We start from the raw sequence: 17,510 nt of genomic DNA, 5'->3' as shown, positions 1-17,510 counted from the left end.
GGTGGTCACTGGGGCTCACCGATACCGTCCAGGACCAAGAACTCGATCTTCCGCAGTTCGTCGTCCGCGTCGAAGTCGTTGTCGCGGGCGGCGATTCGGCTGATCAATTCCACCATGGTCGAATGGATTGTCTGGAACAGGAATGCACGCGGGTCGGAAGCATTCATCACGTCGGCACTGTTCATCTGAATCTGCGCCGTTGTCGTACGTCGCCTCAGAAACACGCGCGGAACCCGAAGGCCGGTCGGGTCGGTCACCACGGTGATGTCTCCACCAACGACGACGAACAGGTCGAAGTCGTACTGGAACTCCACACTTCTCATTCGGTTCCGGAGCCGAACCAACTCCTCGATGAAGTCTGGCGGTATCGAGGGCCCACCGAACACCGTTCTGAACGAGATCCTGCGAGTATCCATGGTCGAAACACTAGGACATATCTGTGACCTGGCCTTCGAGCAAGCGCTCGCCGAAATCACCTGACGACGCTCCCCCGATTCCAACTCGAACTATCGATCCTGAGTTTCGGGATCGAGACCCATTCCACCCTCTTCTCCCGCGCCAAGTGCTTGGGCGTAGCCCGCGGCATACTGCTCCAACGCGACGGTCGCATCTGCTTCACCCGCCCACTGGTCCGGCACCTCGAGCCCGTCGCTCGTCGTTCGCGACACCCGCGCGGTGGAGAACTCGACGACGGTGCGGGTGAAGGAGCACCGCAGGAAGCTCGAGGATGGGGAGAATCGCGCGGCGCCGAAGGTGCAATCTACGAAAGACGTGTCCGAGAACTGCGCACCGGTCAGGTCCGCGCCGTCGAATATGCAGCGCTCGAACACAGTATTGGGCACTGACCTGAGCCGCAGTGCTTTCGCTCCGGTGAAATCGCAATCGACGATCTGCGGCCCCAGAGCCAGACGGGAGAGCGTGGCACCGCGGAAACTGCACCGCTCGAATCTGCGATTGATGCGCGGCTGACCGGTCAACATGGCGAAATCGAAACGGCAGTCGAATAGTTCGGACTCGAAGACTGACAGTGCACCCTTGACGAAGCTCAGGTCGATGCGTTCCAGAGTGAGGAATCTGATATCGATACCACCGCTACCTGCCGTCAGGCCACGCAAATCCACCAACCCGTCGGCAGTCTCCGTCCATGGCGAGGTGAGCGCGTGAGGTGGCTTGACGATCCGCGACTGATCAAGCAACTCTGCCCGTAATTTCTCGACATCCTCGTCTGACCAACGGCGGCGCAGAACATCGATGTCGGATCGCTTCACAGCGGTCCCGCTGAATGGAGTATCAATCGAGATCGACCTTCCGTACGTGCGTATTTGCCACATCAAGTTCGATTTCCTGTGCATTGGCTAATCGCAGCGTCGGCACAGGATCTCCCGTCGCGTCGTCGACCAACGTCGAAAATGGTTCACCGTCGTCGAACGCGTGGCGCTCGCCCCACTGACGCAAACTCACGATCACGGTGAACAGATCCGCGCCACGTGCGGTCAAGACGTACTCGTTCCTGGTCCCCTGTTCGTTTGCTCGAACCTCCAGGATCTCCTGTTCGACAAGGCTCCGCAGCCTGTCGGTCAGAATGTTCTTCGCGATGCCGAGGTTGCGCTGAAACTGACTGAATCTGCGCGCCCCGTCGAAGGCATCCCGCACGATCAGCAGCGACCAGCGGTCCCCGATGATGTCGGCTGCTCTAGCCACCGGGCAGTGAGAGTCCGTCCACTGCATGCGATCAACCATCAAATTCCTCTTTGGTTGCGTTTTGAAACCGATATGACATAGCCTTCAAATGGTATCAAAACGCAACCAAATGGAGTGAAAGTGGTCAATCATGCCGCACACGAGGCCGCGCCGACCAGGCACGGGATGCCTCACAGACTGCGCATCCTTTTGGCTGTCCTCTGCGGGGTCTCGGTAGCAAACATTTACTACGCACAGCCACTTCTCGGCCAAATCGGGGCGGACCTGTCACTTCCAGCGGCCGGTCTCGGACTAGTCGTTGCACTCGCCCAACTCGGCTACCTCGCAGGGCTGATTGTGCTGGTGCCACTGAGCGACCTGGTGGACCGCAGGAATCTGATCGCACTCCAGATAGGTGCTGCCGCAACGGGAATGATGCTTGTCGCATTTTCCACCACGAGTCTTCAACTGTTGATCGGCACCACCGTCGCAGGCGCATTCTCAGTCGTCGTCCAAGTCATAGTTGCCTACGCCGCAGCGATCAGCCACCCGGAGGAGCGGGGCGCAAACATCGGCGTCATCACCAGTGGCGTCGTGGTGGGCATCATCCTCGCCCGCACCGTGGCGGGACTGGTTGCCGATCTGGCCGGCTGGCGGGCGGTCTATTCGGGGTCTGCCGTTCTCTCTCTTCTGATCGCCGCGGTCGCTTTGGCGATGTTGCCGAAAGACGTGTGCCCACGACGGAAGAAGGGCAGTTACGCGCGGGCAGTCGGGTCAGTCGTGACATTGACAACTACGAACCGAGTATTCCGCACCCGGGCGCTGATCACACTGTTCCTCTTTGCGTCCTTCGGTGCATTGTGGAGCGGTATGACCCTGCCACTGAGCGAGGAACCGTGGCGATTGTCCACAACACAGATCGGGCTGTTCGGTATAGCCGGACTTGTCGGCGCACTGGGTGCAATCAGCGCCGGCCGATGGGCAGACGAAGGCAAGTCGCAGCGCGTCACCGGCTTGTCCCTGATCGTTCTCGTACTCTCGTGGGTGCTGAGCGCGCAGGCTACGCACTCTCTTGTTCTGCTCGCGATCGGCGTGATTGCATTGGACTTCGCCGTCCAGGCTGTACACGTCACAAGTCAGAATCTCATAGTCGCCCATGCACCGGAATCGGCCGGCCGCATCATCGGCAGCTACATGGTGTTCTATTCGCTGGGCAGCGCAATCGGAGCGATTTCCACCACCATGGTCTTCCATGCCGCGGGTTGGGGTGCTTCGAGCGCCGTCGGGGGCGGGTACGCTGCCGCTGCATTGATCGTCTGGATCGTCGACCTGACGCGCACATCGCGGGCACGAAAACAGCCGGGCCGCAACACGGCCCGGCTGCAGAGTCCTCACGCACCAACTGGGATTCAGAATGAACGCAACTACTGAACGTGATCGAATACCAGTCGTCTACCCTCACTCAGCATCGAATCCTCCACTCTTACAGAGCGATTACGTCGCCCACGAAGATCTGATCGGGATTGACGATCTGTGGGTTCATGTCCCAAACCTGTTGCCAGGTGAGCCCCCTTTCGGCACCGAGGCCGAACAACGTATCACCGGCCGCGACGATCACCGCTTCACCCGACGTCTGAGACGCAGACTCCGGAATGCTCTCTGCCGGTGAAGATTCGAACGTTGCAGACTCGACTACCGGATCCGGCACGGATTCGGGTACCACTTCAGGCTCGGGTTCAGGTTCAGGTGCAGGCGCAGGTGCAGGTGCAGGTGCAGGCGCAGGCGCAGGAACAATGCTCGAGCCGGTGTCGCATGCGCCGACCGAACTCAGGAAGGCCATGGGATCGACGGCGCCACCATTGTGAATCCGCAGATGCAGGTGTGGCCCGGTGGAACTACCGGTGTTGCCCGTTGCCCCGATCTGATCGCCTACCTCGACATGCTGCCCCACACCGACCCATGTTTCGGAGAGGTGACCCATCTGAATCTGCGCGCCCGAGTCCGCTTCCAACTGGATGTATGTCCCGTATCCACCCGGATCGTTCGGTCCTGCAACCGAAATCGTGCCCGACGTCGGTGCGTGGAGCACGGTGCCTACGTTTACGGCGAAGTCGACGCCGTCATGTCCTGCATGGAAGCCCTGTGACAGCGCCCCGTCTACCGGCCACTCCCAGTTACAACTCGCCGACCAACCTTGCGCACCGGCGATACCTGCATTGACGACCGCTCCGGCACCCACAAGAGCACTCACGCCCGCAGTGGCAGCGATGAATCGTTTCGTGTTGGAACGCATGGGTTTTCTGTGCTTACTCATTTTTTCCTTGACTGATGTGATCGGAGCAGGTGCAACGCTCTACCTGCGGGCAGCACTCGGTACGTGCTGAGCGGTACGGCAGACAGCACCGACTCCGTTGGAGTGAATTTTTCGGAATGCGCCCCGGTGATAACCAGAGCGGCAACTCTAGCGACAGCGGGACGCATGGGTACTGATCGAAATGTCGAGAATCCGACGAGCTCGTGGATCTTCGACGGCATGGTCTGTGGCACGGAAACGGCCACAACAGCGAACACCTGAGCGCGCTAGCTCGCATCACGGACCACACTGTGGTGCGCTCGTCCTGTGCCCCGCGGACTTGTCACGCGGGTGGACGGAGAGCAGGTCCGGAGACTATTCCGTCAGTACTGGTGAAAGCACTGTCAAAATCCCGAGCCAACTCGCGGCAGGGCGGGAACCGATCCTTGATCGTGGGCCACGAATGTCGCCACGCCGAACCGAAGGAATTTCGGTTGCAGATCGACAGGGCGGGTGTCTGCACGGGCGGTCGAGATTGGGGTGGAACATGCGGATCCTTGCGTTGCGGATGAGAATCACCCCATACGCTGTCGCTTCATGGTGCTCCACACGACGGTTGAATTACCTGGATACATACCTGTTTTTGCCAGGTCGACCCGACCGGTCGAAATTGCACCCGCCTCGACGTCACCTGAACGTCGAACGGGAGACCAGTGCATGTCCCGGTATCGGAACGTGCGCTGATCTCCCGTTCAGGTAGATCTGTTGTTCGGTAGAGCTACCGCTCTGCTGCGTGATGCGCGGCGATGTATCCGTAAACCAAGCCCTGGCCGATCGTCGCGCCAGCGCCCGGGTAAGAGTGTCCGAATGCGTTGGCCGCGGTATTGCCGATCGCGTACAGGCCGTCGATGACGCTGCCGTCCTCACGAAGCACGCGCGCTCGATCGTCGGCCTCCACGCCACCGCAGGTGCCGAGGTCGCTGAGCGTCATCTTCACCGCGTAGAGGGCACTCGTGTCGAGCTTCCTCAGGTTCGGGTTCGGGGACACTGTCGGGTCGCCGTAGTACCGATCGTATGCACTTCCGCCGCGACCGAATTCCGCATCGCTACCGGCAGCTGCGGCCTCGTTGAACTTCTCGAAGGACTCGGCAAAAGCATCCTCGGGAAGTCCGACCTTGCGGGCAAGCTCGGCCGGACTGCTCGCCTTGTGCGCGATACCGGACTCGAAGAACGCTGGTGGAAGGGGCTGACGCGGGAAGATGCCGCCTGCGAACACGTAACTGTTGCGGTACTCCTGGTCGAAAACGAACCACATGGACTCGGCAGGGTCGCCCGCCTTCTCCCTTTCGAGCACGCGCTGACCGAACGTCATGTAGTCGGTTGCCTCGTTGACGAATCGACGACCGGTGTGGTCGACGATGAACGAGCCAGGCAGCGCACGCTCCGCGAGCATCACCATTGGCGGTCGTCCCTTGATGCTCGCCACTGCGGGGAACCACCATGACTGATCCATCGAGCCGATACCCGCGCCCAACTCCTGGGCAGCCTCGATCGCCTCGCCGATGTTGCCCTCTGCGCCCAGGCTCTCGTGCTCTCCGAGGCTCTCCGACTGGTACTTGTGACGCCATTCCATGTTGTGGTCGAACCCGCCGGCGGCCAGAACGACACCGCGGCGGGCCGTCACTGTCACCTCGCGACCGTCTTGCACGACGATCGCACCGGTCACGCGGTCGCCCTCGGTGACGAGCCGAACCAACGACGTTTCCGTCCACACCGGGATACCTGCTTGCACCACACCGGCGAACAGGCCCGCTGCGAGCGCCTGACCGCCGGCGATGTATTCACGCTTGAGGACGTACTTACCGTAAACGCCCTGCGCCAAGCGACGGATGATGCGCGGAAAAGCCTTGGTCGGCTTCTTCACCATCAGGTTCATCCATTTGTAGTCCGCGCCAGTGACCGGCATCGGAAGCCCGGCTTCCATCAGGCCGGGGCGCAGGCGCCCGCGTTCGGCGCCCAGTACCGACGCGTCGAAGGGCTGGCACTCGCAAGTGCGGCCGGCCGCGCTGCCGCCCGGCAGTTCGGGGTGGTAATCGGAGTATTCCTTGGCCCAGAAAAACTTCATGGGCGTCGTGCGACTGAGCATGTCGACCGTGGCGGCACTGTTGTCGACGAACGCCTCACCACGTGCGGCGGGTGCCGTATCACCAACCGCCGCATGCACATAGGTCTTCGCGCGCGCAACGGTGTCGCCCGCACCGGCTTCCGCCAGTACCGCGTTGGCAGGCATCCAAAACGCCCCACCGGACCGCGCCGTCGAACCGCCAACGTACTGCGTCTTCTCCACGATCAGCGTGGACAAGCCGAGCTCGTTCGCGGTGAGGGCCGCAGCCATGCCGGTACCGGACCCGATCACAAGCAGGTCGACAGCGATGTCATGGGCTCGAGTCGCGGGGGGTGCCTGATTCTTAGCCATTGAACGAATCCCTTCACGTGGTTTATCGACGCAAACGCTAGGGCAGTCGCGGCGCAGTAGGGTCCGAATGCCCATTCAGCGGGACACTGCACGCGGGGTGCTCAAACAGCACCCGGTCACGGTTGACGCATTGCGGCGCTCACCGCAGGGTCCCGTCGATCGCATCATCGCCAATCTCTGAATTCTCCGATTCGAGCGGATATGGTGAGGCTGTCCCTTCGATCACGACAGTGTTGGAAAGTGGCCACTGCAAACGACATTGCTGGACGAGTTCCGGGCACACGAAGAACCGAGCTGTGCGTCGGGGAATGAACAACCTGGACATTGGAGATCTCTCGTGATGAATCTCGTTCGCCGACTGAGCGTCTGCGCATCTGTCGCGATCGTTTCGGCTCTGACGCCGGTAGCGCTCGCATCTGCAGCGGTAACCATTCCATTCCAGGTCAACCCTGCGCCGTACGGCAACCCGAACGGCAGCTTCGACGCGCCCGCAGTCCGCTGCGTAGCTGTGGTCGGCGACCAACCCGGCACGGTGACGATCACCGGCGGCAAGGAAGACCGGTGGGGATGCCTGCTCTCGTCCGAAGTGCGCTGGCTGAACCTCTCGACCGGGGCCTCCGGTTCCGCCCGACTCTCGGACGGCCTGCACGGATTCCCGGCAGAGGCGATCGTTCAGACCGGAACCGGCCAAGTCGCTGTCGCCGTCCTGTCCGTCACCGGAACGATCACCCCAGGCGTCGCATCGTTCTACGTGCCGTAAGCATCCGAACTCCGAATCACGGCCGCGATGGGACCTAGGTCGTGTTTGCCGACACGTCATCCCGGTTAGCCTGAAAAGACGCTACCGAGAGGACGCTCATGACCTCGACTGTGCACGAAACCGTCGCCGTGGATCCAAACCTGATCGACGTCTACAAGGACCTCCACAGCCACCCGGAGCTGGGGTTTCACGAGGATAGAACATCCAAGATCGTCGAAAAACATTTGGCAGCATTGGGATTCGACATCACAACCGGGGTCGGCTCGACCGGAGTCGTCGCCGTCCTGAAGAACGGAGCGGGACCTACTGCGCTACTGCGTGCGGACATGGACGCCCTCCCGGTTCGAGAAGAAACCGGCTTGGACTACGCCAGCACGGTGACGACCACCGACGATCAGGGGAAATCCGTCTCGGTCAGTCACGCGTGCGGCCATGACCTGCACACAACCTGTCTACTCGGTGCAGCCCGAATTCTTGCTCAGGACACGACGACCTGGTCCGGCACTCTCGTCCTCGTCTTCCAACCGGCCGAAGAACTTGGCGCAGGTGCGCAGGCCATGGTCGACGACGGACTGTTCGAGCGATTCCCGAAGCCCGACATCGTCCTCGGACAACACGTGGCTCCACTACCGGCAGGCACCATCGCCGGGCATGCTGGGCCTTCGTACGCGGGATCGGACTCGTTGCGTGTGCGACTGGTCGGAAAAGGCGCGCACGGATCGATGCCGGAGAACTCCGTCGATCCCGTGGTCATGGCAGCCGAAACCGTGCTCCGCCTGCAAACTGTCATTTCACGCGAAGTGCCGAGCACCGCGACGGCGGTCCTCACCGTCGGCTCCATTCATGCTGGAGATGCCGCCAACGTCATTCCCGGCGAAGCGGAACTCCAACTCAACATCCGTAGCTACGACGCCGGTGTGCGTCAACGAATCCTCGACAGTGTCGACCGCATCGTCCGGGGCGAGGCGGCCACTGCCGGCGCACCCACCCCACCGACTATCACCGAGACAGAGCACTTTCCCATCGTCGTCAATGATCCGGCAGCGCTGGACAAGACACTCGATGCCTTTGCCGAATGGCTGGGGAACAACAAGATTCTCGATCCTGGCGCAGGAGCGGGAAGTGAGGATGTCGGCATTCTCGCGACCAGCGCCGGTGCCCCACTGTCGTACTGGTTGCTCGGCGGCACCGACCCTTCCCTGTTCACGACAGGTGACATGACCGACCCAGCCCTGCGAACCGTGCCGTCGAACCATTCGCCGCACTACGCTCCCGTAATCGAGCCGACCCTGACAATCGGCGTGAACGCCTTGGTCGTCGCGGCCAGGACGTGGCTACCAATTCCCTGACGTCATCGCGTCTCCACTGGGCTCCCTCCATGTGAATTCAAGGGAGCGAGGCAGTTGACATTGCATGACGCTGCAGCAGACCGATCGATGGACGTGCACGATTCGAAGTACGCGCATACCCGAGCAATGACAGTCGATCCCGAGTTTTCTTGGCGCAGTTTCTCTGGATCGTCTTCGTCGTCATCGGCGGACAGACCGGATACTGATGATTCTGCGCGGTAAGTGGTTCCGACGAAGCTGAATCATTGCCGGTTCAACCGCACACCATCAATAGCCGCAAGTAAAGAACTTGACAAGCTTTACCCATCTCCGTCTTCGAGTTTCACACTATTTACCTCGAAGAAATTCAATTCCAGATAGGCCACTCCTGACTACAAAACACTCCGAAGTATTGACGGAGACCATCAGGTCTGAAGCCTTATCGCATCCAGGCCAACCCTTTCACGCACCCGGATCATAAAATTCCTCGATCATCGCCGGTAAACACTGATCAGCGTGTGACTCACGGCATTTTCCGATTTACCACGGGAAATCGTGATAATTCATCACCGGCCTTGAACTGGAAGAACTGCAAAAGTCCTAGATTCAACTAATTCCAAACCGCAGGGTTCTCTTCACTTTTCGCGGCATTTCAACTGGCAATGCTTGACATCGAATTGTCTTTCGTTCTCAATTAGCGATGCCCACTGACGTGATGCTCCTTCGTGCATCAACGCATTAATTCCGCTATCGAATCCAGTGAAGGGATCAGCCGCGAAAATGACGGTTGCCGAGAGCTTGAAAGATAGGAACCTGTACTCGAACCTCAGGCGTGCTGCCGATTTGAGCAACCCATTCTGGGATCGCGCAGTCGGCGAGGGCCTGGCAGATATCACCGCCGACCGCGTCGCAGGCTTCGAACACCGGACGACCGAAGGGTACGAATTCGAGAACTTCTCCACCTACTCGTATCTGGGTCTCGACACCGACGATCGGATTCGGTCGGGTGCAATCGCCGCTCTCGAGCGCGAACGAACGTTGAACAGTTCCATCTCACGGATGAGGGTTCACTCCCGTCTCCTCGACGACACCGAGGCCGCACTGAGCGAACTGTTGGACGCGCATGTTCTCACGCTCGGGTCCGCGGCCAACGCGGCGTGGAGTCTGCTCCCCCTCGTCGCATCCGGATTGCTCACCGGCGGCGAACCTCCCCTCATGGTGTTCGACAAGAACGCACACTTCTGCCTGAATGCAATGAAGGCGAGCGTCGCCGACGAAACGACGATCGTGACCATTCGACACGACGACGTCGATGAACTCGAAAGTCTCTGCCGCACAAATTCTCAGGTGGCATACGTGGCGGACACCGTCTACAGCACCGGTGGAAAGGCACCGCTTAACGAACTGTTCGCATTACAGGCCAAATACGGACTGATTCTCGTTCTCGACGAGGCGCACAGCACCTCGGTCCTCGGACACAACGGCCGTGGTGCAGTACTGGATCTCATTGGCAGCTTGAATGATCGAACATTCTTGCTGACATCGCTGAACAAGGGATTCGGCGCTTCCGGCGGCGCGATCGCACTCAGCCGCACCAGTGGCAGCCGAAATCGTGATCTAGCACTTCGCTACGGCGGCCCACTGACGTGGTCGCAACGTGTGAATGTAGCCGGGCTGGGCGCTATCGCAGCGTCCGTGGAACTTCACCACAGCGGAGAGGTCGACAAGCGCCAACGGCGACTGCAAACGGTTGTGGAACAGTTCGATTCACTCGTCGACACGCCGGCATCGGGCGATGGCCTCCCGATCCGGTTCGTCACACTCCACGAGGAAGAAAGAACCATCGCTGCAGCAAAGGAACTGCTGAAACGCGGTTTCTACACCTCGGCGGTCTTCTTTCCGGTCATCGGTCGAGGCAAAGCCGGGCTGAGATTGATGCTTCGCGCGGACTTGCCTTCGGCAACGATCGAGCGTTTCGCCGACGTCCTACGAAGTGTCACCGAATGAGCGAAGGCCGCACTGTCGCAGTGACACCGCTGGCTTGTGCCGTCGTGTTGACAGCACAGATGGCGACGACCATCTATCTCCCTTCACTGCCGAAGATCGCCGCGGATTTGGGCATCGCGGATTCCGTCGTCAAGTGGTCGGTGACTTTGTTCGTGATCAGTGCAGCACTACCGGTGGTCGTGTGGGGGCGGTTGGCCGATCGCCTCGGACGTAGGACCGCACTGTTGTCCAGCTTGGCCCTGTTCGTGATCGCCTGCGTTGCTCTGGCCTTGGTCCAGAGCGCCGCCGTTCTACTGATCGGCCGGATCGTGCAAGGCATCGGGGCCGGAGGCGCGGCCATCGTCGTGCGAATGATGGTGAAGGACAGGTTCACCGGTTCGGAGCTGGCCAGCCGATTGTCACTGTTGTCGATGGCATTTGTGGTGGCGCTGGGCGGTGGCCAACTGATCGGCGGCGCACTCGCGTCGTTCACCTCGTGGCGCGCCGGCTTCGGAGTCCTCGGGGCGTTCGGCGTAGCACTGGCTGCAGTGGCGGTGAATACCGAGAACACCACGGTCCGCGACAACAACGAACGCGTCGTTCGGTGGAATGCCATAGTGCTGACACCCAAGTTCTACAAGCCGGCCATTGCGGGAGGTTTGGGTTTCGGCGCGATCGTCCTGGTCCAGCAATCGAGTCCCTTCCTGTTCAGCGATCGATTCAATTTGCAACCGTGGGCGTTCGGGGCCTTCGGAATCCTCTACGGAGCCGCCTACTTCGGCGGCGCGTTGTACGTCAACCGCAGGGCCACGGCCGTTGGTTCGGAAAAGCTGATGCGCAGAGGTGCGTTATGCATGCTGGTTGCAGGTCTCGTCCTCATGCTCTGCTGGTATCCCCCGCTTGGTTCCATTCCGTTGCTCGTCGTCTTCCTGATCGGATACGTCGCACTGACATTCGGGCAATCGCTGCTCTTCCCGAACTCGGCTGCATCAGCAGTGACACATTTTGCGGAAGGTGGAGCCATCGCCGTCGCATACTGCGGCCTCGTGCAGCAGGGGATTGCCGGCATCGCCTCCGTCGTCGGACCTCTCGCGTCCGACGAACGCGTGTGGTCGGCAATCATCGCACTCATCACCGCAGCAGCGACGGCGCTCGTCTTCTCCCTCCGTACAGCTTCCTCCGAACCGACAGTAGGTACGTCCCATGCCCGTCATTGAACGCACCGCACAACTCGACCCCGGAACCCGGGAGCAAAACTTGTTGGCATACAAGATGATTCGTGAGCGAGTCGCGGGCGCGCAACACTTGTCCGTTCACGGGGCACCCGAGCGGTCCGTCGCCAAGCATCGTGCTCGCGGCAAATTGCCCGCTCGCGAACGCATCGACGCTCTTCTCGACGTGCAGTCCCCATTCTTCGAGATCGGCCAACTGGCCGGATTCGAGGTGTACGACGAACAACTCCCGTCGGCCGGTCTGGTCACGGGAGTAGGTCTCATCCGCGGCTCACTCTGCGCCATCTTCGCAAACGACGCCACTGTCAAAGGCGGCACCTACTACCCGCTGACCGTCAAGAAGCAACTGCGATTGCAAGCTGTCGCCCGTCGATTGAGGCTGCCGTGTGTCTATCTCGTCGACTCGGGAGGTGTTTTCCTCCCCATGCAGGATGAGATATTCCCCGACGAGCACCATTTCGGCGAGATGTTCAAGAACATCGCCGAAATGTCGGCAGACGGAATCGTTCAGATCGCAGCCGTCATGGGCTCTTGCACCGCGGGAGGTGCGTACATCCCGGCGATGTGCGACGAGACCGTCATCGTCCGAGGCACCGGCACTGTCTATCTCGGTGGTCCTCAGTTGGTCAAGGCTGCTACCGGTGTCGACGTCGAACCGCAGGAACTCGGCGGTGCCGACGTGCACGGGGTGATCAGCGGCGTCGTCGATCACATCGCCAACGACGACATCGAGGCACTGACAATGATCGCCGACATCGTCGCCCGAGGTGATCGACGGGAAGTACGGGCACCGTCACGATCTCCGCGACCGCCTCTCCATTCCCCCGAGGCGCTCGACACGGTGATCCCGGCTTCTTCCAAAACACCTATCGTCGCGCGCGACGTTCTGGCCCACCTACTCGACGCGAGCGAATTGGTCGAGTACCGAGCAAATTACGGCCGAACCATCGTCTGCGGCACAGGCCACATCGAGGGGTACACCGTCGGAGTCGTCATGAACGACGGGGTGCTCTTTTCGGAGGACTCCCTCAAAGCCGCCAACTTCGTCGAGCTGTGTTCACAGCGAGATATCCCACTGTTGTTCCTGCACAACGTCAACGGATTCATGGTCGGGAAGCAGTACGAAGCGGAAGGTATCGCCAAGCATGGAGCGAAACTGGTCAACGCCGTTGCCTGCGCGAGAGTTCCCAAGCTCAGCATCGTCATCGGTGGAAGCTACGGGGCGGGAAACCTCGCAATGTGCGGACGCTCGATAGGCCCTGACTTCATGGCCGTGTGGCCGAACGCCAAGACAACCGTAGTTGGTGCGGAACAAGCAGCATCGGTGATGGCCTTGATGAAGATCGAATCTGCGCGCACACGCGGAACTCCGCTCACAGAAGAGGAAATAGAGGAAATCAAGCGGCCGATCCGTGAAGGTTACGACCGGCAAGGGGAATCGGTTTACGTTGCGTCCAGGCTGTGGGTGGACGCGATCGTCGACCCGGTCGACACGCGATCCTGGGTTTCGCTCGCACTGTCCATGCTTCCCCGCAATCACGGAACAACGCGCTTCGGCGTATTCAGGATGTGAGCACAATGACTCGACTTCTCATCGCCAATCGAGGTGAAATCGTCACACGCATCGCGCGAACAGCCCGCCGCCTGGGCATGTCGGTAGTGACGATCTCCTCCCCCGTCGATTCACACGCACAGTGGCATCGCCTTGCCGATCGCACGGTAATCCTGGACGGAGACCTTCCGTCTGAGTCCTATACCAATTCGGATCAAATCATTGCGGCCGCCCTCGGCGCCGGGTGCGATGCCGTGCACCCGGGCTACGGATTCCTTTCCGAAGACTCCGATTTTGCTACCGCAGTCGTCGCTGCAGGGTTGACATTCGTCGGTCCGGCCGCTGAATCCATCGCAATGCTCGGCGACAAGGCGAGGGCGAAGAAGGCTGCCGCAGATGCCGGCATTCCGACGCTCAATGCGTGGGGTGAGGCAAGTGCCGATCCCGACATCATCGTCGGTCATGTTCAGTCTCTCGACGTTCCGGTGCTGCTGAAACCGGTGTTCGGTGGCGGAGGCAAGGGGATGGTCCGCCTGCATCCGGGTGATGATGCCCGTGAGGTCATCACCTCCGCAATCGGTTTGAACAAAAGGAACTTCGGTCGCGGCGACCTCATGATCGAGACACTGGTGGAGCGTCCGCGTCACGTCGAGGTGCAGGTGTTGTTCGATTCCTACGGCACGGGAGTTCACTTCTTCACCCGCGAATGCTCACTTCAGCGTAGAAATCAGAAGATCATCGAGCAGGCACCGGCTACTTCCGTGCCCGAATCAGTCCTGGGTTCCATGCAGCACGACGCTCTCCGTCTTCTCGCAGGCGTCGGTTACGTGAACGCGGCCACCGTGGAATTCTTGGTCGACGCCGAAAACCGCTACTACTTCCTCGAAGTCAACACGCGCCTGCAGGTCGAACATACGGTCACCGAAGAAGTGACGGGCGTCGATCTCGTCGAACTGCAACTTGACATCGCCCTCGGCGCGCGCTTGCCTCTACAGCAGCGCGACATCGCACTGCGAGGCTTCGCGGTGCAAGCGAGAATCTACGCCGAGGATCCGTCCAACGGGTTTCGGCCCGCACCTTCACATTCCGTGAAGGTCTCCTGGCCGTCGAAGGTCCGCGTCGACAGTGCTTTCGAGGGCGTCGGCGCCATTCCGCCGTTCTACGATCCGATGATCGCAAAGGTGATAGCGCGGGGGCTGACACGGTCAGCGGCGCTGGAGTCGTTGGACCGAGCTTTGGCCCATGCGAGTTACTTCGGCGGAGCCTCGAACATAGGCTTCCTCCGATTACTCTTGGCGACAACGGCTGTGCGGACGGATGACATTCACACTTCCTTCGTCGACGAGCACCTCACTCGATTGGTCCCGGATTCGGAGCAACTCCAGGCCACCGCCGCGGCTGTTGCATTGGTATGGACTTCGGTCGAGGAACAGTTGCCGGTCACTACGTCGTCCTGGACCGGCGCTCACGGACTACATCGAGCAGCATTGCGCAAAGCGGGATCCGATCCGATCGGACGCGAACTAGTAGCTGACGGCCGAGTCGTAACGACAACGGTCATCTCACAACGACGCGACCAGTGGATTGTGGACGCCGACGGCCGGAACATTTCCGTGCTCGTCAGGGGCGGAACCGAAAAAATGACCCTCAGTCTGGTCGCCGACGGATTGGCAACCACCGCTGGACGTCTCGGAGTCGGCACCGGCGCGTGGGTATGCGTCGGCGGTTGGACCGTTCCGGTGAGCGAGAAGATCTATACAGCAAAGGATTCCGAATCCGGGGACGGAGAGATCACTTCGAAGATGCCGGGAACTGTACTGGCTGTACTCCAGACTGGAACACGGGTATCGGAAGGTGATGTCGTTGCGGTCGTCGAAGCCATGAAGATGGAGACTGCCCTCCGCGCGTCCTCTCCTGGGACAGTCTCGGCGGTGAGTGTGACGGTAGGAGACGTCATTGATGCCGGGCAAGTGCTGGCAGCGGTTGCGCCGTGACCAAGGATTACCGCGATCGTGTGACTACCGTCGCGAAAACAACTGCTGGAAAGTATCTTTCATGACTTCGACAGAGGGCGGCGAGCGAGACTCGGTGATCGTATCCGCCCACGAACTTTTCAGATTGATTCGGTTGGGCCAGGCACCGGTCGTCATCACAGTTGTGCGCGAACAGACAACGAGTGCATCCGAGATCGTGAGTTCACCAAATCATGTCACTTTGTCGATCAGGGACTTTCAAGGCGAAGGTGGTGGAACTCGCGGAGATCGCCCCTTGCCTGATCTCGACATCCTCACGAAGACTCTCACAGATCGACACATAGGGGCCGACGCAGACATCGTCGTCTACAGTCCCGACGGCCCACTGCTGGCCGCGCGTGCGTGGTTCACTTTGCACTGGGCGGGAAGGTCGGTGCGCTATCTGGACGGCGGAGTGGCGGCGTGGATGGCTGCGATCGAGCGGCAGACAGACGCGGACGGTCCGATAACCAACGCGCCGACTCGTTCGGTAGAAGTATCGCCGGCCGACGCAGACGATGCCGCGCGCGCGGCAACGACCGGCGTCTTGCTCGATTCTCGCAGTCCGAGCAGTTTCCACTTTCAAGGCCATATTTCCGGAGCAGTATCAGCACCTGCTCTCGATGTACTGGACGAAAGCGGTTTTCTGCTTCCCGACGCCGAGCTGCGAGAGCACTTCCGTCAGTTCGGGATCGAGAGTGGTACACCCGTCGTGTCGTATTGCGGCGGCGGCGTTGCCGCTTCGCACAATGCACTGGCGCTGGCAGCGATCGGCATCAGCTCCGCGGTCTACATCGCATCGTGGTCGGGGTGGAGCGCCGACCCTGAACGACCCGTCTCCACTCGCATCCATCACACACCAAGGAATTTAGAGAAGCGATGACACGACAGATGATCCTCGGCGCCTACATGGTGTTCCCGAGCATGCACAGTGCAGGAATGTGGCGACATTCCTACTCGGAGAATTCCTTCGAGGACAGGCAATTGTACGAGCGATACGCACAGGCGGCCGAACGAGCAAAATTCGATCTGATACTGATACCTGAGCGAGTGCACTATGTCGACGGCCACACCAAATACGGTCTGCTGACCGGCTTTCAACATGATCCGACGCAACTTGCGGCGGTCGTGGCCGGAGCGACGAAACGAATTGGTCTCGGCGTGACGCTTTCGGCTAGTTTCAACAGTCCGTACAACTTGGCGAGGACCCTCGGCAGCCTCGACCTACTCAGCGGCGGACGCGCAGCATGGAACATCGTCATGACGGCACCTGGCCCCGCGAACGACAACTTCCCCGAGGTCGACCGACTGCCCCGAGAGGAGCTGTACGAACGCGGAGACGAGGTCCTCGAAGCAACCACCGCACTTTGGTCGTCGTGGGAAGATGATGCCGTTCTGGCTGATCGCGACAGCGGAATCTACGCAGATACGAGCAAGATTCATGCCGCCGATTACAAGGGCAAGTACCTGTCGGTACAGGGACCACTCACCCTGCCGCAATCACCTCAAGGCCGGCCGGTCTTCATCCAGGCGGGTGAATCCGACCGAGGGCGCGAGTTCGGTGGGCGGTGGGCAGATCTGGTCTTTGCGATCGACCCGTTGGAGGAAGATCTTCGAGCGAAGCGCACGGCAATTCGCGGCTACGCGGAAGAGGCCGGACGCGACCCTGATTCGGTGCGCCTCGTCGCCGCTGTGCAACCAATTGTCGGCGAGACGACGAGCATCGCGAAGGAACGGCAGGAGTATCTGCGATCCCTTATCCATCCGGATGCAGCAATCGAGTGGGTCTCCCACTCCGCAGGGCTCAACTTGTCGGAGTTCGATCCGACCACTCCGATCGCCGAGGTTCTCAACCGCGGTAAGGGCCCCTCACGTCGATTGGCACGCCTGATCGAATCCCGAAATCTCACCATCGCCGAAACCGCAGAGTTGTTCGCGCGCAATGATCTCACTCCTGAAATAGTCGGCTCGCCGCAGGAGGTAGCCGACGAGTTGACACACCTCTTCGAATCAGGAGCGGCCGACGGTTTCATCCTCACCGCGACCCACTTCCCCAGAGGGCTCGACGACTTCACCAGTTCTGTTGTGCCACTGCTGCAAAAGCGGGGCGTGTTCCGGCGCGAATACACCGGCACGACCCTGCGGTCCCACATCTTCGATTCCACTCGCACTTCCACACGATGAACGGAAC

General features: G+C 60.5%; 14 protein-coding genes. 9 read left to right on the top strand and 5 right to left on the bottom strand.

The genetic code is table 11. The annotated features are described in order from the left end of the window. Nucleotides 1-5: 5 nt before the first annotated feature. From ACFQ6Y_RS17690 to ACFQ6Y_RS17680, 3 genes are all read right to left on the bottom strand, one after another. Complete coding sequence (locus ACFQ6Y_RS17690; RefSeq protein WP_378635250.1) at nt 6-416, bottom strand: hypothetical protein; 411 nt, start codon at nt 414-416, stop codon at nt 6-8. A 90-nt stretch (nt 417-506) separates the two neighbouring features. Next, nucleotides 507-1,268: a pentapeptide repeat-containing protein gene (locus ACFQ6Y_RS17685; protein WP_378635247.1), complete on the bottom strand. Its 762-nt coding sequence runs from the start codon at nt 1,266-1,268 to the stop codon at nt 507-509. A gap of 22 nt (nt 1,269-1,290) precedes the next feature. Next, the gene (locus ACFQ6Y_RS17680; RefSeq protein WP_378635243.1) at nt 1,291-1,740 is read right to left on the bottom strand and encodes a winged helix-turn-helix transcriptional regulator; all 450 of its coding nucleotides are present in this window, start codon (nt 1,738-1,740) and stop codon (nt 1,291-1,293) included. An 81-nt stretch (nt 1,741-1,821) separates the two neighbouring features. Here ACFQ6Y_RS17680 and ACFQ6Y_RS17675 point away from each other — a divergent pair, with 81 nt between their 5' ends. Beyond that, nucleotides 1,822-3,111 (top strand): MFS transporter, encoded by a 1,290-nt coding sequence (locus ACFQ6Y_RS17675; protein WP_378635238.1) that lies wholly within the window; start codon nt 1,822-1,824, stop codon nt 3,109-3,111. A 52-nt stretch (nt 3,112-3,163) separates the two neighbouring features. Here the strand turns inward: ACFQ6Y_RS17675 and ACFQ6Y_RS17670 are convergent, their stop codons facing one another. Together ACFQ6Y_RS17670 and ACFQ6Y_RS17665 are read right to left on the bottom strand one after the other, a co-directional pair. Continuing rightward, entirely contained in the window at nt 3,164-3,973 is an 810-nt protein-coding gene (locus tag ACFQ6Y_RS17670; RefSeq protein WP_378635234.1) for a peptidoglycan DD-metalloendopeptidase family protein, read from the bottom strand. 778 nt (nt 3,974-4,751) lie between these two features. Next, on the bottom strand, nt 4,752-6,449 hold the full coding sequence (locus ACFQ6Y_RS17665) for a 3-ketosteroid-delta-1-dehydrogenase (protein ID WP_378635230.1): 1,698 nt from the start codon (nt 6,447-6,449) through the stop codon (nt 4,752-4,754). A gap of 340 nt (nt 6,450-6,789) precedes the next feature. Here ACFQ6Y_RS17665 and ACFQ6Y_RS17660 point away from each other — a divergent pair, with 340 nt between their 5' ends. The 8 genes from ACFQ6Y_RS17660 to ACFQ6Y_RS17625 all read left to right on the top strand — a co-directional run bounded on the left by ACFQ6Y_RS17660 (nt 6,790) and on the right by ACFQ6Y_RS17625 (nt 17,503). Further along, nucleotides 6,790-7,209 carry a hypothetical protein gene (locus ACFQ6Y_RS17660; RefSeq protein ID WP_378635694.1) on the top strand — a complete coding sequence of 140 codons (420 nt, stop codon included), beginning with the start codon at nt 6,790-6,792 and terminating at the stop codon, nt 7,207-7,209. A gap of 98 nt (nt 7,210-7,307) precedes the next feature. After that, nucleotides 7,308-8,558 carry an amidohydrolase gene (locus tag ACFQ6Y_RS17655; protein WP_378635226.1) on the top strand — a complete coding sequence of 417 codons (1,251 nt, stop codon included), beginning with the start codon at nt 7,308-7,310 and terminating at the stop codon, nt 8,556-8,558. 822 nt (nt 8,559-9,380) lie between these two features. Beyond that, the gene (locus ACFQ6Y_RS17650; protein WP_378635222.1) at nt 9,381-10,544 is read left to right on the top strand and encodes an aminotransferase class I/II-fold pyridoxal phosphate-dependent enzyme; all 1,164 of its coding nucleotides are present in this window, start codon (nt 9,381-9,383) and stop codon (nt 10,542-10,544) included. Next, entirely contained in the window at nt 10,541-11,740 is a 1,200-nt protein-coding gene (locus ACFQ6Y_RS17645) for an MFS transporter (protein ID WP_378535721.1), read from the top strand. Before ACFQ6Y_RS17650 ends, ACFQ6Y_RS17645 begins: the two co-directional genes overlap by 4 nt. Next, nucleotides 11,727-13,328 carry a carboxyl transferase domain-containing protein gene (locus ACFQ6Y_RS17640; protein ID WP_378635218.1) on the top strand — a complete coding sequence of 534 codons (1,602 nt, stop codon included), beginning with the start codon at nt 11,727-11,729 and terminating at the stop codon, nt 13,326-13,328. Before ACFQ6Y_RS17645 ends, ACFQ6Y_RS17640 begins: the two co-directional genes overlap by 14 nt. A gap of 5 nt (nt 13,329-13,333) precedes the next feature. Then, a complete protein-coding gene (locus ACFQ6Y_RS17635) occupies nt 13,334-15,301 on the top strand; it encodes an acetyl/propionyl/methylcrotonyl-CoA carboxylase subunit alpha (protein WP_378635214.1) in 1,968 nt (655 codons plus the stop codon). 61 nt (nt 15,302-15,362) lie between these two features. Next, the gene (locus tag ACFQ6Y_RS17630; protein WP_378635210.1) at nt 15,363-16,202 is read left to right on the top strand and encodes a sulfurtransferase; all 840 of its coding nucleotides are present in this window, start codon (nt 15,363-15,365) and stop codon (nt 16,200-16,202) included. Then, nucleotides 16,199-17,503, top strand: coding sequence for an NtaA/DmoA family FMN-dependent monooxygenase (locus ACFQ6Y_RS17625; protein ID WP_378635206.1), 1,305 nt, complete (start codon nt 16,199-16,201; stop codon nt 17,501-17,503). The genes ACFQ6Y_RS17630 and ACFQ6Y_RS17625 overlap by 4 nt, the downstream gene beginning before the upstream one ends. Nucleotides 17,504-17,510 lie beyond the last annotated feature (7 nt).

The organism is Rhodococcus sp. NPDC056516 (assembly GCF_042794655.1).
Lineage (GTDB): Bacteria > Actinomycetota > Actinomycetes > Mycobacteriales > Mycobacteriaceae > Rhodococcus_F.
Note: the sequence above shows the minus strand (reverse complement) of the source record. Positions and strands in the feature narration are given on the sequence as shown.